Here is a 23,603-nt window from a genome sequence, read left to right as displayed (position 1 = left end):
GTGGTATCGCCCCCGGCTGCGCGTACCCCGATCACGCCGCCATTGGCCTCGGCGCCGTCGGCGCCGAATTCGTCGGCGGTGCCGTCGGTCAGCACATTGCCGCTGACGCTGCCGCCCTCGCCCACGTCGTTGGTGTCGGCGTTGGCCGTCGGCCCATCGTCATTGACGTCGATGGTCAGCGTCGCGGGATCGGAGACGTCACCATCGTCGTCGGTGAAGCGTACATCGAACTGTTCCTGCACCTGATCGTTGGTGCCGACGGCATTGCTGACATCATGGTCCAAGGTGTTATCGCTCAGCACATACTGCCAGCTGCCGTCGGTGTCGACGGTCACGATGCCATAGGTGCCTTGCACCTCGGTGCCATCCTCCTCGATCGCGATCCATTCGCCATTGACGTCCTTGACCTCGATCAGCGCCAGCTGGTCGTTACCGGTATCGATCTCCGGCGTACCGCTGATCGTCGTGGTGCCGCCACCACTGCCATCGGGCAGCGCTGATTCCCACACCATGTTGCCTTCGGCACGAATGCCGAGCGTCACGACCTGGGGGGTGGAATCCTCGGCGATGGTCAGGTTCACCGTCGCCGTGTCGGTATCGCCATCGGCGTCGGTGATGGTGTAGGTGAAGCTGTCGGCGCCTTCGGCGCCGGGATTGGCCTGATAGGTGAAGGTGCCATCGCCGTTGTACGTTACCGTGCCCTTGCCGGGTTGCGAGGCTACGCCGACGCCGCTCTGCAGATCCACACCGTCGGCCCCGGCGGTGTCATTGGCGAAGACATCGATGTCGACGCTGCCATCCTCGGGCACCTCGTCGGTCACGGTATCGTCGACGGCCACCGGGCCGTCGTCATTGACGTCGATGGTCAGGGTCGCTTCCGGCGAGACGTCACCGTCGTCGTCAGTGACTCGTACCGCGAAGGCATCCTGCACCTGGTCGGCCGCGCCGGTCTGATCGACGCCGTCATGGTCCAGGGTGTTGTCGTCCAGCGTGTACGTCCAACTGCCGTCGGTATTCACCGTCAGCGTGCCGTAGGCACCCTGCACGTTCGTGCCATTGCCAGAGATCGGGATCCAGACGCCACTGGCATCCTGCACTTCGATCAGGTCGAGTGCATCCACGCCGGTATCGATCTGGAAGGCGCCGCTGGCCGTCAGGCTGCCGCCACCGCTGCCATCAGACAGTGCAGACTCCCAGACCACATCGCCATCGCCGTTGAGATCCTGGGTATCGACCGTCGGCGAGTCGTCCTCCTCGGCGACGAGGGCCGGGTCGAACTCGACCTGGTTCGGCCCCTCGAGTGAATTGGCGCCGTAGTTGAAGGCCAGCGGGCTGACGTTTTCGCTGATGCGCAGCAGACGCACGAAGCCGTGACCGCTGTCGCCGCCGCCCGCACCACCGGCACCGCCGGCCGCAGTGGCATCGAGCCCTTCGAGCAGATCACCCTCGCCCTCGTCGATGGCCGCCAGCAACGCGGCGATATCCCCATCCTGGGCGCTGGCCTCCTCGCTGGCCGTCGCCTGATCCGGCGCAAGGTCCGGCGTCATCACGACCTCTTCACTACCGGCGATGACGGCCGGCTCGAGACCATCGCCGAAATCCAGCACGGCTCGCCCACCATCGGACGTGACCAGGGTCTCTCCTTCCTGAAGCGCGTCGCCGACGCTGAGCTCACGGAGGTTGCCGTCGGCGTCGCGCGCCCAGGCCTGGCCGGTAATGGATACCACGGTGGCGATGGTCATCATTCATTTCCCCTGAGGAGTCACATCAACCGGCATTTGCCGCGAATACGCCGGTGGCTAATGACATCACACTAGGTCAGGGGCCAGTCCCCCGGTATTGGACCGAAGGACAGGTAACAGAAAGTAACGAGGCAGGACTGAACACCCGCCAGGGCAGGGCTCAAGTCACGCTCTGTTCCTGATGGGACAGCTTGAGCACGAGCTGCATGCGGTCGCGCACCTCGAGCTTGCGGAACACGGCACCGAGATGCGCCTTGACGGTGCGCTCGGTGATCCCCAGCAGACGGGCCACCGCCTTGTTGCTGTTGCCCTCCGCCACGGCCACCGCCACGGCACGCTCACGCTGGGTCAGGCGGTCGAGCATCTCTTCGCGTAGCCTCTCTTCCCCGCCGAGCGCGCGATAGGCTCCTCCCACCACCTGGGCCATGAGCTCGGGCCCCACCCAGATGCCCTGATGGGCCGTGACCAGGGCCATCTGGCTCAGCAGCTCGGGAGGGGACAGCGCATGAGCATAGCCCCGCGCACCGGCCTCGAGGGCCTGGGTCGCCTCGCGCGAGTCCGGCGCATAGCTCAACACACTGACGATCGCCCCCTGCTGCGCCAGCTGCCGCACCAGCACCGGCCAGGTGTCTCCCTGTATGACCACCCAGGCCTGGACCTCGGCGGATGCCATTTCCAGGGCAAAGGTCTCGTCGAGGCAGCGCGCATCAGGGAAGGCCTCGCGCCAGCGCGGCATCAAGACGCTCTCACGACATACGAAGATCTGCTTCATCAACGTTCTCCCAGCGCATCCTGCCAGCCTCTCAGCACCGGCTTGAGCAGGTACTGCATCACCGTGCGCTTGCCGGTCAGGATATCCACCTGTGCGGTCATCCCCGGTATCACGTCCAGTCTCTGGTGCTCGCTGCCGCCTTCCAGGGTACGGACCCGCACCAGATAGAAGGTATCGCCCTCGTCATCGGTGATGGTATCGGGGCTGATGTGCACCAGCTCGGCCTCCAGCCCCCCATAGATGGCGAAGTCATACGCCGTCAGCTTGATGGTGGCCGGCTGGCCGGGCCGCAGGAAGGCGATATCCTGCGGCGCGATACGCGCCTCGACCAGCAGGGCATCCGCAGTGGGGACGATCTCGACCACTTCCTGTCCCGGCTGCACCACGCCACCGAGGGTATTGAGGGTCAGGCGCTGGACGATGCCATCCACAGGCGAGCGAATCTCCGCCAGCCTCACGCGATCCTGCAGGCCTGCACTGGATTCATCCAACGCCGCCAGCTCCGCCATGGTCCGGGACAACTCCCCGCGCCACTCGTTGCGCTTCTCGAGCGTGACCTCGCGCAGCTTCGACTGCGCTTCCTCGATGGAGGATTCCAGGCGCTCGACCTGAGCCGCGGCCTGGTCGCGTTGCCCCCGGGCGCGCGTCACCTCACGCTGAAGCCGCAGCACCTCGACCTCGGAAACCGCTCCGGAATCCAGCAGCGGTCGGGTCAGGTTCAGTTCGCGCCCGGCCATGCCCAGCTCCCGCGCGGCCGTGTCGCGCCGAGAGCGGGCTTCATCCAGCTCCGCACGCCGCTGGGACAGCTGCTCCTCGAGGATGCTCTTCTGTTCTTCCAGCGCCTCGAGGTTGTTGCGGTACAGCTCACGCTCCTGGGCAACGATGTCGGGTGCCTCCTCGAGCAGTTCCCGCGACGGCGTGAAGGGCTCATCGGTGACCAGGGCGCGCAAGCGCTCCACTCGTGCCTCCAGCGATTCGGCCTTGGCCCGGTTCTCGCGGAAGTTGGCCACGAAACGCGTCGGGTCGATGCGCATCAGCAGCTGCCCCTGGGACACCGTTTCACCCTCCTCGACCAGGATCTCCTGCACGACGCCGCCATCGAAGGACTGGACCTTCTGCAGCTGGCTGGAGGGGATCACCCGGCCGGCGCCTCGCGTCACCTCATCCAGCGGCGCGAAGGCCGCCCACACGATCAGGGCGGCCACGGCCAGCACCACGGTATAGAGCATCAGGCGCGCGCGCAGCGGCTCCTGCTGGAGCCGCGCCCAGTCCGCATCGCTGGCCCAGTCGCGATCCAGGTGCGCGGACGTGACGCGCCGCGAGAACAGCCTGTCGATGAAGGGACGAAACGGCTTGCCGCCGGTCTCGGAGAAGCGGCCGATGGCCTCGAAGCCACGCTGCTCGGAGGTACGGGAACGGTCGGTCATGTGCCGGCCCTCCCGATCTGCCCCTTGCGCAGGGCCTCGATCACCTTGTCCCGCGGCCCATCGGCCACCACCCTGCCCGCATCGATAACCACGATGCGATCCACCAGCGACAGCAATGACGTGCGGTGGGTCACGATGAGCATCGTCTTGCCCGCCGCCACCTCCTGCAAACTGGCCTTGAGCGCCTCCTCGGAGGAATGGTCCATGGCGCTGGTGGGCTCGTCGAGCAACAGTACCTGCGGGTCGTGCACCAGCGCCCGGGCGATCGCCACCTGCTGACGCTGTCCTCCGGACAGGCGCTGGCCACGCTCGCCTACGTCGAGGTCGATCCCCTCCGGATGGCCGTCGACCAGACCGGAGAGGCCGCTGAGCCGAATGGCCCTCAGCAGGGATTCGTCATCGACACCGTCGCTGCCGGCACCGGCCAGGATATTGGCGCGCAACGAGCCATGAAACAGCGTGACGTCCTGGGGCACATAGCCGAAATGCCGCCGCAGCTGGACGGGGTCGTACTGACGCACGTCCACGCCATCCAGCCGCACCGCGCCGGCGTCGGGTTCGTAGAGTCCCAGCAGCAGCTTGTGCAGCGTGGTCTTGCCGCACCCCACTCGCCCGAGCACGCCGACCTTCTCGCCGGCCTCGAGGGTCAGCGAGACCTCACGCAGCGCATCGCGCTGCTCGTCGGGATAGCGAAAGGCGACCTTGTCGAAGCGCAGCTCGCCCTGCACCACCGGGCGATCGATGTACGGCCGAGCCTCGTCGCGCTCCACCGGCAGCGCCATCACCCCATCCAGTGAGCGCAGGGCCGTGGAGGCCTGGTGATACTGGGCCAGCAGCGCCGCGGCCTGGCTCACCGGCGCCATGGCCCGCGACGACAGCAGGTAGGCCGCGATCAGCCCGCCCTGGGTCAGCTCGCCAGCGATGATCAGATAGACCCCCGTGATGACGACCGCCACCGCCACGCTGTGCTGCGTCCACAGCGCCACGCTGCTCACCGAGGAGCTGATCAGGCGCAGCTGGGCGGTAGTCCGCGAGAGAAAGGCCGAGGCCCGCTCCCAGATGCCCTGCACCCGGCTCTCGCCGCGCAGCGCCTTCAGGGTCTCGAGCTGCGAGATCGACTCGACCAGCGTGGCATTGCGCTGGGCGCTGGCACGCCAGGTGGTCTCGGACAGCTCGTGCAGCTTGCCCTGGGCCGCCAGCGCATAGAGCAGCACGAAGACGACACCCACCAGCACCGGAATCACCAGCGGCGGGCCGATCAGGGCGATGATGGCGGCGAACAGCAGCACGAACGGCAGGTCGACCAGCCCGACCACCGTGGCCGAACCGATGAAGGCGCGCACCGACTCGAAGGACTGCAGCATGGCGGCGAAGGACCCGGTGGATGACGGCCGCGCGGACATCCTGAGGCCGAGCACCTGCGACATCAGCGACGACGAGAGCTTGACGTCGGCCCGGCTCGCGGCCAGGTCCACGAAGGCGCCACGCATCAGCCGAAGCGCCAGATCGAAGCACAGCACCACGAAGACGCCGATCGCCAGCACCCATAGCGACTCGGTGGCATGATTGGGCACCACGCGATCGTAGACGTTGAGCACGAACAGCGGCATGGCCAGCGCGAAGAGGTTGATCACCACCGACCCGGCGAGCACGTCGCGGTAGAGCCGGCGGTTCTCGCGGATGACGCCCCAGAACCAGTGTCGGTCGCGCTTGCGCTCGACCTCGGGGCCGCGGGCATCGAAGCGAAAGCGTGGCCTGACATAGATGGCCTGGCCGCTGTAGCTGGCCTGAAGGCCGTCCAGGTCGACCTCGGTTTCCGCCTCGCCGAGCTCCGGGAAGATCACCCGGGCACGGCGCGCCTTGAGATCCAGCGCCAGCAGCACGCAGGCGCGCCCCGGCTCGAGCAGCAGTACGGCGGGAAACAGCGCGGGATTGAGCTGTACCAGACGCGAACGAACGATCCGCGCCGACAGCCCGGCACGGGCGGCGGCACGCGGAAAGATGCCAGGCGTCAGGCGCCCTTCCTCCAGCGGCAGGCCCGCCGTCAAGGCATCGGCGCTGACGTCATGTTCGTGGGCCAGCGCAATGCTCTGCAGGCATTCGAGCAGCTCGTCCTGAACGGCAGACCTGGCCCCGCTGCCATCATCGAGCGCTTCACGTTGTGTCAATTCTCACCCCTGCGTAGAGACGATAGAGCGACGTCGGTCGAGCCGGGCCCGACCGACACCCACCTCACGTCCTAGGGCCGATAGGCGGCCATGTCGAGATTCTCCCCGGCACGCTCCAGGGTGACCTCCACACGACGGTTCTGGCGACGCCCCTCGACGGTGTCGTTGGTGGCCACGGGCCGGCGAGAGCCGAAGCCTTCGGTCTGGATCAGCGAGGCGTCCACGCCCTGACTCACCAGGTAGTCGCCGACGCTCCGGGCACGACGCCGAGACAGCGGGTCGTTGATGGCGTCATTGCCGGTGGCATCGGCATGACCGGCGATGTAGACGCGCACCAGGTCATTGCGGCCACGGATCTGCTCGGCGAGCTGACGCAGCTCATCGCGCGATGCCATGCTCAGTTCGGCGCTGTTGATCTCGAACAGGGCGTCCGCCGAGAGCGTGACGTCCGGCGCGCGGGTCGGCGGCGCCGTGATGCCGCCGGTGAAGTCGGCCAGGGTGAAGCCGGTGGGCCCCGGAGACGGACAGATCGTCTCGGGGTCGAGGGAGACCCCATCGCTGCCGAGCTCGGCCAGGGTCGGCATGTCGTCGCGACGCACCTCCAGGGTCTGCATCAGCTGGCCCATGGCAGCCAGGGTGCGGGCGTCGGCCAGGTCCACATCATAGCTGGCATTGGCATAGGCGCGGCTGGCCTCGAAGTACTCGTTCTCGGTATCCAGCACGTCCAGCAGGCTGCGCTGGCCGATGTCGAACTGCTGCTGGTAGGCGCCTCGCACGCGGTCGGTGGAGAGGCGATGCTGGTTCAGGTAATCGAGCTGCTCGCGCAGCCGCTGGGTGTCGTTGTAGGCGATCTGGGTGGTCTGGCGCACGTCGACGCAGGCCTTCTCGCGCAGGTTGATGGCCTGCTCGACCCGTTCGCTGGCGGCACGGAAGCTGGCCAGGTCGCTGCCGCCGCGATAGAGGTTCATGCTCGCCACCAGCTCGATGCTGCTGCGGTCCTGACGCTCGTCGACGTCGTCGAGGGTACCGCTGTCGCTATCCTTGTAGGTGCCGGTGCGAGCGACCAGGTCGAGCGTCGGATGGAAGGCGGAGCGCTCGCCGCTCCGTGCCGCCCGAGAGGCCGCGATGTTCTCGATGGCGGCATGGAACTCGGGATTGCCCTGGAAGGCCAGATCCAGCGCCGACGCCACATCGGCGGGCAGGCGACCGGCGAAGTCCGGCGCCGGCGCCAGCGAGGCCGCCGGCAGGTCGCCGACGATACGCTGGTAGCGAGCCGTCACGTCATGCAGGTTGGAGGCCTCGGTCATCAGGTTGGATTCGGCCAGCGCCAGGCGTCCGCTGATCTGCTCGAGATCGACCCCACGCCCCGCCCCGGAGAGCGTGCGCTCTTCGATCTGGTTGAAGACTTCCAGGTGCTTGGCGTAGTTATCCTGCGCCAGGCGGACCAGTTCCCGGTAGCGCTGCACGTCCAGATAAGCCCGCACCGCCTCCAGGGAGACCTCCTCGCTGGCCCCGAGCAGCTCGTAGTAGCGCACCAGCTCGGCCCGATCGAGACGCTCCACCTCGCTACTGGTGGCGAAACCGTCATAGATCATCTGCGTCAGCGCCACCTCGGCGTAGTCGGTATCGTAGCTGCCACGACCGTCGTGCTCGCGATCCTCCTGCCCCACCCCGGCGTTGACGTCCACGCTGGGCAGGTAATTCCCCCAGGCGGCACGCCGATCCTGCCCCGAGGCCCGAAGCTCGCGCCAGGCCGCCTGCACCTCGGGATTGGTGCTGATCGCTTGCTGCACGACACGTTGCAGATCACTGGACCCCGGAGACATCAGCCCCTGAGGCAAGGACTGGGCGACGGCCGAAGCAATGGGCAACAGGGCGAGGCCTGTCCCCACGGCAAGACCGCGGACGATGCGCGCTCGCGCGACGCGCGAAGACAATGTGACGCTCGTGCGTTTCATGACAGTTCCCACCCCTTGCTGAGCCGGCATCGGTCGAGCACGGCTGTTATTTATTCGTCGTTGTGCCGCCGGCAAGAGCCGGCCCTGGTCAGGCAAGCTCCGCCTATGGCGAACTTGATCCTTTCTTGGGCGTCAAGGCCATCATGCGAAAAGATCAGCCCCTGCGAAGAACGTATTAACACACGCTCTGTAACATATAGTAACCAAAAGCCCACGATACGCCAGTATGACGCCATGGTGTTTATGTATGAAATTTGCTTACCACAATATAATCCATGGCTTACAAAGAGGCCGATGCCACGCCCGCTCTCACCGGAAAGCCCAAACGTGCTATCGTCAGCAGCATCAGTCACACGGCCCGCCCAAGGAGAATCGGCATGTCGTCATCGGAGATCCAGAAGACTCGTGTCATCAATGAGCTACGCAGCTTCATCAAGAAGCTGCTGCAGGACCCCAAGATCCTCGAACAGTCGCTGACGATCGCCCGCGAGCGTCTCGGCGAGGGCGACCAGACCCAGGTCATGGCCCAGATCGCCAACGAGATTTCCGACACCACCAGCGTGCACATCCCGGAAGATCCCAAGGAGCACTCCGAGGCCGACCGGCTGTTCCTGGAACTGCTCAAGGAAGTGGTGCGGGAGGAGCAGGCCCTCTACTGAGGCCACTCCGCATCGGGTCGAGGGACACTTCCGCGGCATCGCCTCCCTCGACCTGCGCGCCTTCCCCCCAGCTGGTACAATGCGCGCCCTTTTTCCACGCCTCGCTTCAACGCCGCCTCGCATGCTCTATCTCCTCAAGCTTCATCCCGAGATCACCATCAAGTCCCGTTCGGTACGCCAGCAGATGACGCGCTGCCTGACGGCCAATATCCGTAACACTCTGCGTCGCCTGGACGACCGGGTGCGGGTCAAGGATCAGTGGGACGCCATTCGGGTGCGCCTGCCGGAAGGCCTCGATGACGACACCACGGCCGCCATCGAAGACAGCCTCACCCGCATTCCCGGCATCCAGCAGGTGCTGGCCACCGAGGAAGTACGCTTCGAGTCGCTGGAACAGGCCGCCGAGCATATCGTGCCGCTATGGAGCCCGGTGATCGCCGGACACAGCTTCCGGGTCCAGGCCAAGCGCCGCGGTGAACACGACTTCACCTCGGCGGACATGGAACGTTACCTCGGCGGCCGCCTGCTGGAAGCCACCCCGAATGCCCGCGTCGACCTCAAGCACCCCGAGGTGGTGGTGCCGGTGGAGCTCAACGATCGGCGCCTGCAGGTGATCCGGGCACGCTGGAAGGGACTCGGCGGCTATCCGCTGGGCGTGCAGGGGCAGGCCCTGGCGCTGATGTCCGGCGGCTTCGATTCACCGGTGGCGGCCTGGAAGATGATCCGCCGCGGCGTGAAGACCCATTTCCTGTTCTTCAACCTGGGCGGCCCGGCCCACGAGACCGGCGTGCGCGAGGTCAGCCACCATCTCTGGGCACGCTACGGCGTTTCCCACAAGGTGAAGTTCATCTCGGTGCCCTTCGATGGCGTGGTGGGCGAGATCCTGCGCACCATTCCGGATGGCCTGATGGGCGTGGTGCTCAAGCGGCTGATGATCCGCGCCGCCAACCGCATGGCGCAGCGGCTGCGTATCCCGGCACTGGTCACCGGCGAGGCCATCGCCCAGGTCTCCAGCCAGACCCTGGCCAACCTGGCGGTGATCGACGACGTCAGCGAGCGACCGATCCTGCGCCCGGTGCTCACCGACGACAAGCAGGACATCATCGACCGGGCACGGCAGATAGACACCGCTCGCATCGCCGAATCGATGCCCGAGTACTGCGGCGTGATCTCGCGGCGACCGCACAACAAGGCGCCGCTGGACGACGTGCTGGCGGCCGAGCGCGACTTCGACGACCGGGTGCTCGACGACGCCATCGAGGCGGCGATCATCAAGCGCATCGACGAGGTGCTGGAGCGCGAGCCTGCGCCGGCCGAGGTCTCGATGGTGCAGACGCCCGAGGAGCTCACCTCGCTCGACACGCCCTGCATCATCGACATCCGCCGCGCCGACGAGCGCGAAGCCGCGCCCCTGACGCTGCCCGAAGCAGCCGCTCAGGTGCCGCTGATCGAGATTCCGTTCTACGAGCTGCAGGATCGCGCCGCCGAGCTCGATACGGACCGGCACTACCTGCTGTACTGCGACCAGGGTGTGATGAGCCGCATGCAGGCGCTTCACCTCGCCGACCGCGGCCTGCATCACTTCGGCGTCTATCAGCACCGACCCGACGCCTGAGGTCCCGGTCCCGGCGTACGCTAGTCCTATTTTACGAGTCGTCGATGGAGCGATCTCCTGCTCCAGACCGAGGCAGGCCCCGCGGCGTCCCACTATAGTGAGGACACTTCACTCCGTGGGTTGCCTGATATGGATATGGGTTCCAATCCGCCGTCCAGGCGTCACCCGCTCGCTCACCTCGCCGATACCCTCGAGACACTCGAGGCATCCGCGGGACCGGGCGAATGGCGCGATGACGTGCTGGCGCTGGTCGAGCGACTGTTCGGTCATGCCCCGATCATGATCGACGGTTTCGATGAACAGGGGCACTGCATCCTCTGGAACCATCAGTGCGAACGGGTCTTCGGCTGGACGGCCGATGAGGTGATGAACCACCCCAACCCGCTGGCGCTGTTCTATCCCGATCCGGCGGAATACCGGGCGGTCGTGGCCGGCCTGTCGTCCATTGACGGCTCGCGGTTTCGCGAGTGGACACCGACGACCCGCGAAGGGCGACGACTCACCACCCTGTGGGCCAACGTCGCCCTGCCGTGCGGCGGCATGATCTGCATCGGCCACGACATCACCGAACAGCGCCAGGCGGAGAACCAGCGGCGTCTCGCCGCCAGCGTCTTCGAGTCAAGCTCCGACGCCATCATGATCACCGATGCCGAGCGGCGCATCTGCGACACCAACGCTGCCTTCACTCGCATCACCGGCTATGCCAGGCAGGACGTGCTGGGCCTGACCCCCGGCATGCTGGGCACCGCACAGCACAACGCGGAAACCTACGAGGCGATCTGCCGCCACCTGGACGTGGAAGACAGCTGGAAGGGCGAGATCGTCGGTTACCGGCGCAGCGGCGAGGCCTACCCGCTCATGCTCTCGGCCTCTGTGGTACGTGATGACCAGGGCCGGGCACTCCACTACGTCGCCACCTTCTCCGACATCACCCATCTCAAGCGCCACCAGGACGAACTGCGCCACCTGGCACGACACGACGTGCTGACCGAGCTGCCCAATCGCCGCCACTTCGCCGAACACCTCGCGGACGCGCTGCCAAGGGCCCGTCGTGACGACACGCTGCTGGCGGTGTGCTTCCTCGATCTGGACGGCTTCAAGCCGATCAATGACCGCCTGGGCCATGCGGCTGGCGACCAGGTGCTGATCACGATCGGCCAACGATTACGCGAGGCCATTCGCGCCGATGATGTGCTCGCCCGGCTGGGCGGCGACGAGTTCGCCCTGCTGCTGACTGACCTGGAGGACCGCGAGGAATGCCTGCGGATCGTCGAGCGAGTCCGCTACCTCATCGCCAGGCCCATCCCCCTGGACGACTCGCTGGTACGCATCTCCACCAGCATCGGCATCACCCTGTTTCCCCAGGACGATGCGGAGGCGGGCATCCTGCTGCGCCATGCCGATCAGGCCATGTATTGCGCCAAGCGCGGCGGCAAGAACCGCTATGCCCTGTTCGATCCCGAAGAGCGCGAGGATTGGTCGCCCGGCCGTCGGCGCCTGGACCGCCTCGAACAGGCCTTCCGTGACGGCGAGTTCCGGCTCCACTATCAGCCCAGGGTCAATCTGCTCAGCGGCGAGGCCTGTGGTCTCGAGGCCCTGATTCGCTGGGAGCATCCCGAGCATGGACTTCTGGAACCCGATGATTTCCTGCCCCAGCTGCTCGGCAGTCGTCTCGAGGCGCCTCTCGGCGACTGGGTGGTCGAACGGGTCCTGCATCAGCTCGCGGACTGGCAGCGCCAGGGGCTCGCCCTGCGCATCAGCTTCAACGCCAGCGCCAACGACCTGGCCCTGCCCGAGTTCTGCGATCGGCTGACGGCGGCCCTGGCGCGCCACCCCGGGCTGGACCGGCGCCTGCTGGAGATAGAGTTCCAGGAAAGCGCCGCCGTGGCGGATCTCGACGCCATCACCCGTACGCTCCAGCATTGCCGCCACTCGGGCCTGTGCATCGCCCTGGACGACTTCGGCACCGGCTACTCGTCGCTGGCGCATCTGCGCGAGCTGCCCATCGACGCCCTCAAGATCGACAAGCGCTTCGTCGGCGCCATCCTGAAGGACGAGCGCGACGCCGCCCTCGTCCAGAGCATCATCCAGATCGGCGCACGACTCGGGCTCGACGTGATCGCCGAAGGCGCCGAGTCACCCGCACACTGCCAGCGTCTGCTCGAGCTGGGCGCCTCCCAGGCCCAGGGCTATGCCATCGCCCGCCCCATGCCCGCCGAACGCATCCCGCCCTGGGTGGCGAGCCGGGCCAAGGGGCCTCACTGACCACCCCGCTCACGCTCGACACGCCATCCCCCGGCCTCCTGGAGGCCCGGCCCGAGCCCGAGCCGGCAAGGGCCAGGGCGGATGCAGCCGGCGAGGAAAATGCTACAATCCGGGCCTGATTTCACGGATATCCGCATGACGGCCTCGACTTCGCCCAGGCGTCGAGTCGGCCGCCGTGCTCCACGTCTACGGGAACCTCTGAGCCACCATGTCGAACATCGCCCCGCGCAAGATCCTGGTCACCAGCGCCCTGCCCTACGCCAACGGCGCCATCCACCTGGGCCACCTGCTGGAATACATCCAGACCGACATCTGGGTGCGCTTCCAGAAGAGCCGCGGTCATGACTGCCACTACGTCTGCGCCGACGATGCCCACGGCACCGCCATCATGCTGCGCGCCGAACAGGAGGGCATCACCTCCCAGGCGCTGATCGACCGCGTCAGCCAGGAACACCAGGCCGACTTCTCGCGCTTCGGGGTGGCCTTCGACAACTATCACTCGACCCACTCCGAGGAAAACCGCCACTTCAGCGAGCTGATCTACACCCGGCTGCGCGATCAGGGGCACATCGCCACCCGCGACATCGAGCAGATGTACGATCCGGAGAAGGGCCTGTTCCTGGCCGACCGCTTCATCAAGGGCACCTGCCCGAAGTGCAAGGCCGAGGATCAGTACGGCGACAACTGCGAGGCCTGCGGCGCCACCTACACCCCGGCCGAGCTGATCGACCCGGTCTCGGCGATCTCCGGTGCCACCCCGGAAGTCCGCAGCTCCACGCACTACTTCTTCAAGCTGCCCGACTTCGCGGCCTTCCTGCAGGGCTGGATCGACGACGACCACGTCCAGCCGCAGATCCGCAACAAGCTGATGGAGTGGTTCGAGTCCGGCTTCAACGAGTGGGACATCTCCCGCGATGCGCCCTACTTCGGCTTCGAGATCCCCGACGCCCCGGGCAAGTACTTCTACGTCTGGCTCGACGCGCCCATCGGCTACCTGGCCAGCTTCAAGAACCTCTGCGAGCGCGAGGGTCTCGACTTCGACGCCTACTGGCGCGAGGACTCCGACGCCGAGGTCTATCACTTCATCGGCAAGGACATCGTCTACTTCCACGCCCTGTTCTGGCCGGCCATGCTGCACGGCGCCGGCATGCGCACGCCGACCGCGGTGAACTGCCACGGCTTCGTCACCGTCAACGGCGCCAAGATGTCCAAGTCGCGCGGCACCTTCATCAAGGCCGCGACCTACGCCGAGCATCTGAACCCCGAGTACCTGCGCTACTACTTCGCCGCCAAGCTGACCGCCGGCGTCGATGACCTGGACCTCAACCTCGAGGACTTCGCCCAGCGCGTGAACTCGGACCTGGTCGGCAAGGTCGTCAACATCGCCAGCCGCTGCGCCGGCTTCGTCAAGAAGCTTGGCGGCGGCAAGCTCTCGGCCCACTGCGCCGAGCCCCAGCGCGTCGCCCGCTTCGTCGCTGCCGGCGACGAGATCGCCGAGTCTTTCGAGGCCCGCGAGTTCGGCCGCGCCATGCGCAAGGTGATGGAGCTCGCCGACGAGGCCAACACCTACATTGCCGAGGCCGAGCCCTGGGTGCTGGCCAAGCAGGAAGGCCGCGAGCAGGAAGTGCTCGACATCTGCTCGGTGGGCATCAACCTGTTCCGCCAGCTGATGGTCTACCTGGCCCCGGTACTGCCCGAGATGGCCGAAGGCGCCCGCGCCTTCCTGAAGCTCGACTCCCTGGCCTGGGACAGCCGCCAGGAGCTGCTGGTGGACCACGAGATCGCCAAGTTCAAGCCGCTGATGACCCGGGTCGAGCGTGATCGCATCGACGCCATGATCGAGGCGTCCAAGGAGGATCTGGTGGAAGAACAGAAGCTCAAGGACACCCCCAAGGGGCCGCTGGCCGACAATCCCATCGCCGAGACGATCGACTTCGGCGACTTCGCCAAGGTCGACCTGCGCATCGCCCGCATCGCCAAGGCGGAATACGTCGAGGGCGCCGACAAGCTGCTCCAGCTGACCCTGGACCTGGGCGGCGAGACGCGCAACGTCTTCGCCGGCATCCGCAAGGCCTACGCCCCGGAGGCCCTGGAAGGTCACCTGACGGTGATGGTCGCCAACCTCGCGCCGCGCAAGATGCGCTTCGGCGTCTCCGAAGGCATGGTGCTGGCCGCCGGCGACGACGACGGCATCTACCTGCTGGAGCCTCACTCCGGCGCCCAGCCCGGCCAGCGCGTGAGCTGAACCGGGCATGACGCAGCCCGCCCTGATCGAGGCCGTCGACGCCGCCTTGCCGCAGACCCAGTGCGGCAAGTGCGGCCACGACGGCTGTCGTCCCTACGCCCAGGCCATCGCGGAAGGCGAAGCGATCAACCGCTGCCCGCCCGGCGGCCAGGCCACCGTGGTGCGGCTGGCCGAGCTGACCGGCCGTGCCGAGGTGCCGCTGGAGCAGCCCGCCCAGTCGCCGCTGGTGGCGCGGATTCGCGAGGCCGAGTGCATCGGCTGCACCAAGTGCATCCAGGCCTGCCCGGTGGACGCCATCCTCGGCGCCGCCAAGCACATGCACACGGTGATCGAGGCCGAATGCACCGGCTGCGAACTCTGCGTGGCCCCCTGCCCGGTCGACTGCATCGACCTGCTGCCGCATCCGGACTGGCAGGCCGCCGACGGCGAGGCCGAGCAGGACGCCTACCTGGCCCGGCGCGCCGAGCGCGGCCGTCGCCGCTTCGAGGCGCGCAACGCGCGTCTAGTCCGCGAGGAAGACGCCAGGCGTGAACGGCGGCGCCAGCGCAGCGCCAGACAGGCCGCGCCGCCCCGGTCTCCACGTCAGGCCCAACCTCAGGCGCCCAAGGCGACGCAGCCCCAGGCCCCGGCAGCGTCCTCCAGTGCCCTGCGCGCCAGCCGGGTCAGCCTGGTCGCCAGCCTCAAGCGACTGGATCGCCAGCGCCAGGCGAGCGATCTCGCGCCCGACAAGCGCGACGAGCTCGACCGTCGCGACGCGGAGCTTCGCCAGCGCCTGGCCGACATCGATCGCCAGCTCGCGGGGGCCGATGGCACCCAGGCATCGAACGACGATGCGGGCAAGAGCGCGCGGCAGGCCGAGCGTCAGCGTCGCTTCGCCATCCATGCTGCCGAACAGGCCAGACGTCGCGCCCGCCAGCAGCTGGCTCACGCCGAACGCCAGCGCGACGACGAGGCCATCGCCGCCGCCCACGAACAGATCGAGCGTGCCGAGCGCATGCTCGCCGACGCGCGTGCCTCCCATTGACCGCCCCTCAGCCGTGACGCCATGAACGCCCAGAAACGCCACGAGATCTTCGCCCGCCTGCGCGAGCACAACCCCGAGCCCACCACCGAGCTCAACTGGTCGACGCCCTTCGAGCTGCTGGCCGCGGTGCTGTTGTCGGCCCAGGCCACCGACGTGGGCGTCAACAAGGCCACCGACCGGCTGTTTCCGGTGGCCAACACCCCGGCCGCCATCCTCGAGCTGGGCCTGGACGGCCTGAAGGAACACATCAAGACCATCGGCCTGTACAACACCAAGGCCGAGAACCTGATGAAGACCTGCCGCATCCTGGTGGAGCAGCACGACGGCGAGGTTCCGCGGACCCGCAAGGCGCTCGAGGCGCTGCCCGGCGTCGGCCGCAAGACCGCCAACGTCATCCTCAACACCGCCTTCGGTGAGCCGACCATCGCCGTGGACACCCATATCTTCCGGGTCTCCAACCGCACCGGCATCGCCAAGGGCAAGGACGTGGTCGAGGTGGAGCAGAAGCTGCTTCGCCACGTCCCCAAGGCCTTCCGCCAGGACGCCCACCACTGGCTGATCCTGCACGGCCGCTACACCTGCGTGGCCCGCAAGCCGCGCTGCGGCAGTTGCGTGATCGAGGATCTGTGCGAATTTCCGGACAAGGTGGAACTCTAGTCACGCTTCACTCACGGCCTGACGCGCCGGACACGACCGGCGAGGGAGACGCTGCATGGCCCTGCTCGAGTCGCTGCTGCTGCCTCCGCTGCTCAACGCCTGGCTGATCCTGGTCGGCGGCCTGCTGTGGATGCGCCTGCATGTGATCGGCGGGCTGCTGGTCGCGCTGGGTCTGGGCAGCCTGGTCGTGCTCGCCACCCCGACGGTCAGCCATGCCCTGCGTCAGGGGCTGGAGCCTCAGCCGCTTGCCATCAGCGCTCTCATGGACGGTGCCCAGGGGGAGCGAGCAAGCGCCATCGTGATCCTCGGCGGCGGCCGTGACTACGACGCGCCGGAATTCGGCTGGGGCGACGCCCCGTCCAACGCCAGCTGGCGGCGCCTGGCCTACGGTGCCTGGCTGCATCGCCAGAGCGGCCTGCCGATCCTGGTCAGCGGCGGTCGGGTCCATGACGAACACAGCGCCGAGGCCAGCCTGATGGCGGCCGCCCTGCGCGAGGTGTTCGACGTGCCGGTCCGCTGGCGGGAAGGCCGCAGTGCCAATACCGCGGAAAATGCCCGGCACAGCGCCGAGATGCTCTCGGCCGAGGGCATCGACCATGTTGCGCTGGTGTCCCAGGCCTGGCACCTACCCCGAGCCACGGCCGAGTTCGAGCGAGCGGGCCTGAGCGTGACGCCGGCCCCGACCGAGTTCGCCAGCCCGCCCGCCGAGGGCCTCGCGGCCTGGCGCCCCAGCGCCTACCACCTGCATCAGAGCGCCCGCGCCCTGCACGAATGGCTGGGACGCGGTGAAGGATGGCTCAAGGCCAGGCTCCTGCCCTGAATCGCCCGCCCCGGGCCCTTACCCCAGCGAGAACTCCCCGCCGCGCTCGATCGCCTTCCGATACCCCGGCCGCTCGCGGCAACGGGCCAGGAAGTCCTTCAGCCGTGGCGACGACGCGAGCCCGCCGCGGCTCTCCAGGGCCAGCACCGGGAAGCTCATCTGGATGTCCGCCGCCGAGAAGGCCTCGCCGGCGAACCAGCTCGCCCCCTCGAGCTCGGCCTCCCAGTAGTCGCGCAGCTCGGTGATGCGCGGGCCGAGGAAGTTCTGCTCCACGCCCTTGGCGAACTGACGCCCCAGCGGCCGCACCAGGGCCGGCACCGGCGGCTTGCCGAGGCGCGAGAACACCAGCCGCATCACCAACGGCGGCATCGCCGAGCCCTCGGCATGGTGCAGCCAGAAGCGATAACGCTCGCGCTCATCGCTGCCGGCCGGCGGCGCCAGCCGGCCGTCGGCATCGTGATGCTCGAGCAGATATTCGATGATCGCCCCGGACTCGGCGATGGCCCGCCCGCCGCGCGCTTCGTCGGTGATCACCGGCGACTTGCCCAGCGGATGCACCTCCTTCAATGAGGCCGGGGCCAGCATGGTCTCGGGATCACGCCGATAAACGACCAGCTCATAATCGACACCCAGCTCCTCCAGCAGCCACAGCACGCGCTGGGAACGCGAGTTCTCCAGATGATGCACACGAATCATGCGTCGTCCTCCCTGTCGTGGACGACCAGTGTAACGGGCTTGGCCCAAGGTCGTCTTTGCCCCCTTCCGCGCCGCCACTAGACTTGGGGAAACAGCGGGTTGATGCGTCCAGAGGGGGAGTGGCATGCGCAAGGTGCTGGTGGTGGACGACGAACCCAATATCGTCCTGTCGCTGGAGTTTCTGATGCGGCAGGCCGGCTTCGAGGTGGCGACCGCGGCGGACGGCGAGACGGCGCTGGCCCGTGTCGCCGAGGCGACCCCGGACCTGGTGCTGCTCGATATCAGCCTGCCGGGCATCGGCGGGTTCGACGTGCTGGAACGCCTGCGCGCAGACCCCGACCTCGCCCGACTGCCGATCATCATGCTCACCGCCCACGGCCGTGAGGTGGAACGCGAGAAGGGGCTGGCCCTGGGCGCCGACGACTATGTCACCAAGCCCTTCTCGACCCGCGAGCTGGTCGAGCGCGTCGAAGCGCTGCTGAACGACTCCGAGCGGGAGGCACCATGACGCGGCGGCGTACCGGCCCGCCGCGGCGCCAGACCCTGATCGGGCTGTGGCTGCTGCTCAGCGGCGTGAGCCTGCTGGGCGGCGCCCTGTTCGCCCTGTGGCTGGACGGCCTGCTCGGGCCGCAAGGCCCGGCCCGCTGGGCGCTATGGGCCGGCAGCCTCTCCGGCGGCGGCACCATCTTCCTGGTCGGCCTGATCCTTGAGCGCCGGCTGTTCGCGCCGCTGCGCCATCTTCAGGTACAGCTGGCACGCCTGGTGGCCAACCCGGATGCCCAGGACGACTACCCGCCGGAAGGATGGCTGAGCGGCCTGGGTCCCGATCTGGTGCGCATCCGCGAGGCCTGGCGCGACGATCGCGCCCGGCTGGGCAACGCCCGCGCCGAAGGCGCGCGCAGCGCCGCCCGCATCCGCCAGGAGCTCGAGGCCCTGCTGCAGGTGCTGGACACCCCGCTGCTGCTCTGCGATCGCCACCGCCGGCTGCTGCTGTTCAACCCCGCCGCCGAGGCGTTGTTCGCCGATACCCCCTGTCTGGGGCTCGGCAAGCGACTGGACGGGCTGCTGCCTGCCGACAGCCTGCAGGACGCGCTGCGCCAGCTGCCGGGCGACGCCACGCCCCGTGAAGTGCTGGTGCCCCACGACGAACGCTGGCTGCGCGCCACCCTGAGACGCATCCCCGAGAGCCAGGGCGAGACCCTGCTGACGCTGGTGGATGCCACCGCCGCCTGGCACAACGAGCTCGGCGCCGGAGCGGCCCTGGCCGAGCTGCTGCCGGCCCTGCGTCGCCACGGCGCCGGCCTGACCAGCGCCGCCGATGCCCTGGCACATCTGTCCGGCGCCGACAGCGAGGCCCTGCGTCGCCGCCTGGCCGCGGTCGTCGACGAGGAAGGGCGCGGCCTGGCCGAGGGACTGGAGCGGCTCGGCGATACCCTCGACGCCCAGCAGCGACAGGCCGAGCGCCTGTCGCCGCTGTGGTCCAACGACCTGTGGGCGGCACTCGCCGAGCGCTTGCCCGAACGAGGCCCGTCCCTCACGCCGGTGGGCATGCCCGCCTGGCTCAAGGGCGACGCCCCGGTGCTGCTCGAGGCCCTGCACAGGCTGCTGACCCGGCTGGCCGAGCGCACCGGCGAGACACGCTTCGACGGTGAGGTCTGCCTCGGCAACCAGCGCGCCTACCTCGACCTGTGCTGGAAAGGCTCACCGCTCAGCGAACGCGATCTGTCGGCCTGGCGAGGCGAGCGCCTCGAGGCCCTGCCGCTGGCCCCGACCCTCGGCGAGGTGCTGCGCCAGCATGCCAGCGATGCCTGGAGCCTGGCCGATGAAGACGGCGCTCACGCTCGCCTGCGGCTGCCGCTGCCCACGCTGGAGCGCGTGGGTGGCCCTCGGCCGGCCCAGCCGCCACGGCCCGAATTCCACGACTTCGGCATCGCCGAACTGCCGCCGCCGGACGCCGAGCTCGCCGCTCGCCCGCTGCGCGCGCTGGAGGTGGTCGCCTGCGATACCGAGACCACCGGCCTGGAGCTGCGACGCGGTGACCGGGTGATCAGCATCGGCGCCTGCCGCATCGTCAACGCCCGGCTGCTGGCCAGCGAGACCTTCGACCTTCGCGTCGATCCCGGCCGGCCGATTCCGCCCGCCAGCACCGCCATCCACGGCCTGACCGACGCCGACGTGGCCGGCGCGCCACCCGCCTCCGTCGCCCTGCCGCGCTTTCGCGATTACGTCGGCGATGCCGTGCTGCTGGCCCACAACGCCGCCTTCGACCTGCTGGCGCTGCAACCGACCGACGGCGGCGTGCGCCTCGACATGCCGGTGCTCGACACCCTGCTGATCTCCCGGGGGCTGGACCCGAGTCTCGACGGCCACGATCTGGATTCACTGGCCGAGCGCTACGGGCTGAGCTTCCCGCCGGGCAGCCGGCACACCGCCCTGGGCGATGCCCGGGTCACCGCCGAGCTATGGCTGGCCCTGCTGCCGAGGCTCGAGGCCCGGAGCATCGACACCCTGGACGCCGTGCTGGCTCTGCAAGCCAGCGCCTTCGACCGGGAGGACGCCAGCGCCTCATGATGCCGCGCCGTCGCAAGGAACGCCTGATCGCCCTGGTCGTGCTGGCCACCATGCTGTTCGCCCCGCCGCTGCTGCTGATCACCGGGCGACTGGGGCCTGGCGCCCTGACCCTCTACGTGTTCCTCGCCTGGGGCGCGGTGATCGCGATGGCCGCCTGGCTGCTGGAAGGCGGGCACCGGGAATGAGCCTGCGCGGCGAGTGGACCGTGCTGGGCGTGGCCTTCGGCTACCTGGCGCTGCTGTTCGTGATCGCCGCCTGGGGCGACCGTCGCGCCGAACGCGGCCGCTCCATCATCGGCTCGCCCACCATCTATGCGCTGTCGATCGCCGTCTACTGCACCGCCTGGACCTTCTACGGCAGCGTCGGCCGGGCGGCCGAGACCGGTCCCAGCTTCCTGCTGATCTATCTCGGCCCGACGCTGGCCATGCTGCTGGCGCCCTTCGTGACCCGCAAGATGGTGCGCATCGCCCGGGCCCAGCGCCTCACCTCGATCGCCGATTTCATCAGCGCCCGCTACGGCAAGAGCAGCGGGCTCGGCGCCCTGGTGGCGCTGATCGCGCTGATCGGCATCACCCCCTACATCGCCCTGCAGCTCAAGGCCATCACCGTCAGTCACGCGGTGCTGGTCGGCTACCCCGAGGCCACCGGCGGCAGCGCCGAGAGCGCCGCCTTCTGGGCCGACAAGTCGTTCTGGGTGGCGCTGGTGCTGGCGGTCTTCATCATTCTGTTCGGCACCCGCCATCTGGACGCCAGCGAGCGCCACGAGGGCATGGTCGCCGCCATCGCCTTCGAATCGCTGATCAAGCTCACGGCCTTCCTGGCGGTCGGCGTGTTCACGGTCTTCGCGCTCTATCGCGGGCCCGGCGACCTGTTCGCCCGGGTCGGCGACAGTCCGGCACTGCTCGAGGTGCTGGGGCTGGCGGCGGTGCCGGGCGGCGCGCTCGGCTGGGTCGGCACCCTGGCGCTGGCCTTCCTGGCCTTCCTCGGCCTGCCGCGCCAGTTCCAGGTCATGGTGGTGGAGAACGTCGACGAGCGACACATCACCCGGGCGGCCTGGCTGTTTCCGCTCTACCTGCTGGCGATCAACCTGTTCGTGCTGCCCATCGCCCTGGCCGGTCTGCTGGAAGGCAGCGGCGGCGACCCGGACGGCTTCGTGCTGACCCTGCCGCTGGCCGCCGGCGCCGAAGGGCTGCCGCTGCTGGTGTTCATCGGCGGCCTGTCGGCGGCCACCGGCATGATGATCGTCGAGACCATCGCGCTCTCCACCATGGTCAGCAACCAGCTGGTGATGCCGCTGCTGCTGCGCACCCGCCGGCTGCCCCGCGGCGGCCGGGGCGCACTGGCCGGCTGGGTGCTCGGCGTGCGGCGTCTGGCCATCCTGGCCATCCTGCTGCTGGGCTACGGCTATCATGCGCTGGTCGGCGACGCCTACAGCCTGGTCACCATCGGTCTGGTGTCCTTCGCCGCCGCCGCGCAGTTCACCCCGGCGCTGCTGATCGGCCTCTACTGGCGCGGGGCCAACCGCCTGGGCGCCGGCCTCGGCCTCGCCGCCGGCTTCGCGGTGTGGGCCTGGACGCTGCTGATCCCGGGCTTCGCTCAGTCCGGCTGGCTCGACGCCGGCTTCCTGGCCGACGGCCCCTTAGGTGTCGATTGGCTCCGACCCTATGCGCTGTTCGGGCTCGAGGGCTGGGACATCTATACCCACGCGCTGCTGTGGAGCCTGATCGCCAACGTCGGCCTGCTGGTCGGCGTCTCGCTGTTCACGCGCCAGTCGCCGCTGGAGCAGACCCAGGCCGCGCTGTTCACCGAGGCGCTGCATCCCCGTCTCGACCAGGCCTCGATGGGGCACGCCGGTGACACGCCGCGTGGCGAGCTGCGCGCCCTGCTCGAACGCTACCTGGGCGCGGCCACCGCCGCCAGAGTGTTCGCCGAGGAACCCGACCAGGAGGCCGACCGTCCCGCCTCGGCGGCACTGGTGGCACGGGCCGAGCGGGCGCTGGCCGGGGCACTCGGCAGCGCTTCGGCCCGGGTGCTGATCGACTCGGTGGTGCGCGGCGAAGCCCTCGACCTGCCGGCGCTGCTGAGCGTGCTCGACACCACCTCCGAGACCCTGGAGATGAACCGCCGCCTGGCGCAGAAGTCCCGCGAGCTCGAGCGCGCCGGTGAAGCGTTGCGCGACGCCAACGACCGGCTACGTGAGCTCGACCGCCTCAAGGACGAATTCGTGGCCATGGTCAGCCACGAGCTGAGGACGCCGCTGACCTCGATCCGCGCCTTCGCCGAGATCCTGCGCGACCATCGCGACCTGCCCGACGACAAGCGCGAGCACTTCCTCGAGGTGGTGGTGCGCGAGAGCCAGCGCCTGTCGCGACTGATCGAGGAGATCCTCGACCTGGCCCGGCTGGAAAGCGGTCGGCTGACGCTGCAGCCAGAGCGGCTCGACCTGGCCGAGCTGACACAGCGGGGCATCGAGGCGGTACAGCGCCCCCTGGAAGCGCGTGGCGTGACCCTGGACACGGCCCTCGAGGTGGACGCCGCGCCGGTGATCGGCGACCCCGACCGGCTGGAACAGGTGATCATCAACCTGCTCGACAATGCCGGCAAGTTCGCCGACGATACCGACCCGCGCGTGCGCCTGGCGCTGACCCGCCACAAGCGCGGCTTTCGGCTGGCCGTGGAGGACAACGGCCCCGGCATCGCCGAGGTCGAGCGCGAGCGGGTGTTCGAGAAGTTCCACCAGATCCAGCACCAGGGCGACGGCGCGCCCCGCGCCCGCCCTCGGGGCAGCGGGCTGGGCCTGCCGATATCCCGCGGCATCGTCGCCCACCTGGGCGGCCGGCTGGGGGTGGAAGACGCCCCGACGCTCGGCGGCGCCTGTCTGGTGATGGAGCTGCCGGAGGCACCGGCCATGTCGCCGACTCACGACTGACATGCTGCTGTCACAACAACGTTACACCCTGTGTCCTGACTCACGTCTCTCCTCA

General features: G+C 68.4%; 17 protein-coding genes. 11 read left to right on the top strand and 6 right to left on the bottom strand.

What is annotated here, in order from left to right:
• The 5 genes from CVH10_RS16615 to CVH10_RS16595 all read right to left on the bottom strand — a co-directional run.
• On the bottom strand, positions 1-1,745 hold a 1,745-nt coding region (locus CVH10_RS16615; RefSeq protein ID WP_146142947.1), incomplete at its 3' end, for a retention module-containing protein.
• Positions 1,746-1,902: 157 nt separating this feature from the next.
• A complete protein-coding gene (locus CVH10_RS16610; protein ID WP_035598127.1) occupies positions 1,903-2,514 on the bottom strand; it encodes a response regulator transcription factor in 612 nt (203 codons plus the stop codon).
• Complete coding sequence (locus CVH10_RS16605) at positions 2,514-3,941, bottom strand: HlyD family type I secretion periplasmic adaptor subunit (RefSeq protein ID WP_035598130.1); 1,428 nt, start codon at positions 3,939-3,941, stop codon at positions 2,514-2,516. The genes CVH10_RS16610 and CVH10_RS16605 overlap by 1 nt, the downstream gene beginning before the upstream one ends.
• Positions 3,938-6,109, bottom strand: coding sequence for a type I secretion system permease/ATPase (locus CVH10_RS16600; RefSeq protein ID WP_106489298.1), 2,172 nt, complete (start codon positions 6,107-6,109; stop codon positions 3,938-3,940). The genes CVH10_RS16605 and CVH10_RS16600 overlap by 4 nt, the downstream gene beginning before the upstream one ends.
• 71 nt (positions 6,110-6,180) lie before the next feature.
• Positions 6,181-7,935, bottom strand: coding sequence for a TolC family outer membrane protein (locus tag CVH10_RS16595; RefSeq protein ID WP_035598136.1), 1,755 nt, complete (start codon positions 7,933-7,935; stop codon positions 6,181-6,183).
• Between the two features lie 509 nt (positions 7,936-8,444).
• On the opposite strand from CVH10_RS16595, the gene CVH10_RS16590 reads away from it, so the two are divergent.
• The 7 genes from CVH10_RS16590 (at position 8,445) to CVH10_RS16560 (ending at position 17,352) form a co-directional block, all read left to right on the top strand.
• A complete protein-coding gene (locus CVH10_RS16590; protein ID WP_016855562.1) occupies positions 8,445-8,726 on the top strand; it encodes a hypothetical protein in 282 nt (93 codons plus the stop codon).
• Positions 8,727-8,847: 121 nt separating this feature from the next.
• Complete coding sequence (gene thiI / locus CVH10_RS16585; RefSeq protein ID WP_106489297.1) at positions 8,848-10,341, top strand: tRNA uracil 4-sulfurtransferase ThiI; 1,494 nt, start codon at positions 8,848-8,850, stop codon at positions 10,339-10,341.
• 135 nt (positions 10,342-10,476) lie between these two features.
• Positions 10,477-12,606, top strand: coding sequence for an EAL domain-containing protein (locus tag CVH10_RS16580; protein WP_181244432.1), 2,130 nt, complete (start codon positions 10,477-10,479; stop codon positions 12,604-12,606).
• A gap of 208 nt (positions 12,607-12,814) precedes the next feature.
• Positions 12,815-14,851: a methionine--tRNA ligase gene (metG, locus tag CVH10_RS16575; RefSeq protein ID WP_106489295.1), complete on the top strand. Its 2,037-nt coding sequence runs from the start codon at positions 12,815-12,817 to the stop codon at positions 14,849-14,851.
• 7 nt (positions 14,852-14,858) lie between these two features.
• Positions 14,859-15,875, top strand: a complete 1,017-nt coding sequence (locus CVH10_RS16570) for an RnfABCDGE type electron transport complex subunit B (protein ID WP_106489294.1) — start codon at positions 14,859-14,861, stop codon at positions 15,873-15,875.
• 21 nt (positions 15,876-15,896) lie between these two features.
• Positions 15,897-16,532 carry an endonuclease III gene (nth, locus tag CVH10_RS16565; protein WP_035598146.1) on the top strand — a complete coding sequence of 212 codons (636 nt, stop codon included), beginning with the start codon at positions 15,897-15,899 and terminating at the stop codon, positions 16,530-16,532.
• Between the two features lie 55 nt (positions 16,533-16,587).
• Positions 16,588-17,352 carry a YdcF family protein gene (locus tag CVH10_RS16560; protein WP_106489293.1) on the top strand — a complete coding sequence of 255 codons (765 nt, stop codon included), beginning with the start codon at positions 16,588-16,590 and terminating at the stop codon, positions 17,350-17,352.
• A gap of 18 nt (positions 17,353-17,370) precedes the next feature.
• Here the strand turns inward: CVH10_RS16560 and CVH10_RS16555 are convergent, their stop codons facing one another.
• Positions 17,371-18,048, bottom strand: a complete 678-nt coding sequence (locus CVH10_RS16555; protein ID WP_106489292.1) for a glutathione S-transferase family protein — start codon at positions 18,046-18,048, stop codon at positions 17,371-17,373.
• A 124-nt stretch (positions 18,049-18,172) separates the two neighbouring features.
• Between CVH10_RS16555 and CVH10_RS16550 the strand changes: the two genes are divergently transcribed.
• From CVH10_RS16550 to CVH10_RS16535, 4 genes are read left to right on the top strand one after another with little or no spacing between them, the layout of a single operon-like run.
• The gene (locus CVH10_RS16550) at positions 18,173-18,556 is read left to right on the top strand and encodes a response regulator transcription factor (RefSeq protein ID WP_035598155.1); all 384 of its coding nucleotides are present in this window, start codon (positions 18,173-18,175) and stop codon (positions 18,554-18,556) included.
• Entirely contained in the window at positions 18,553-20,619 is a 2,067-nt protein-coding gene (locus CVH10_RS16545; protein WP_106489291.1) for a 3'-5' exonuclease, read from the top strand. The genes CVH10_RS16550 and CVH10_RS16545 overlap by 4 nt, the downstream gene beginning before the upstream one ends.
• Positions 20,616-20,804 (top strand): hypothetical protein, encoded by a 189-nt coding sequence (locus CVH10_RS16540; RefSeq protein WP_106489290.1) that lies wholly within the window; start codon positions 20,616-20,618, stop codon positions 20,802-20,804. The genes CVH10_RS16545 and CVH10_RS16540 overlap by 4 nt, the downstream gene beginning before the upstream one ends.
• Positions 20,801-23,548, top strand: coding sequence for a histidine kinase dimerization/phospho-acceptor domain-containing protein (locus CVH10_RS16535; protein WP_369335838.1), 2,748 nt, complete (start codon positions 20,801-20,803; stop codon positions 23,546-23,548). Before CVH10_RS16540 ends, CVH10_RS16535 begins: the two co-directional genes overlap by 4 nt.
• Positions 23,549-23,603: the final 55 nt, after the last annotated feature.

Source organism: Halomonas sp. ND22Bw (genome assembly GCF_003011945.1).
Taxonomy (GTDB): domain Bacteria; phylum Pseudomonadota; class Gammaproteobacteria; order Pseudomonadales; family Halomonadaceae; genus Halomonas; species Halomonas halophila.
This window is presented reverse-complemented; position numbering and strand designations above follow the sequence as displayed.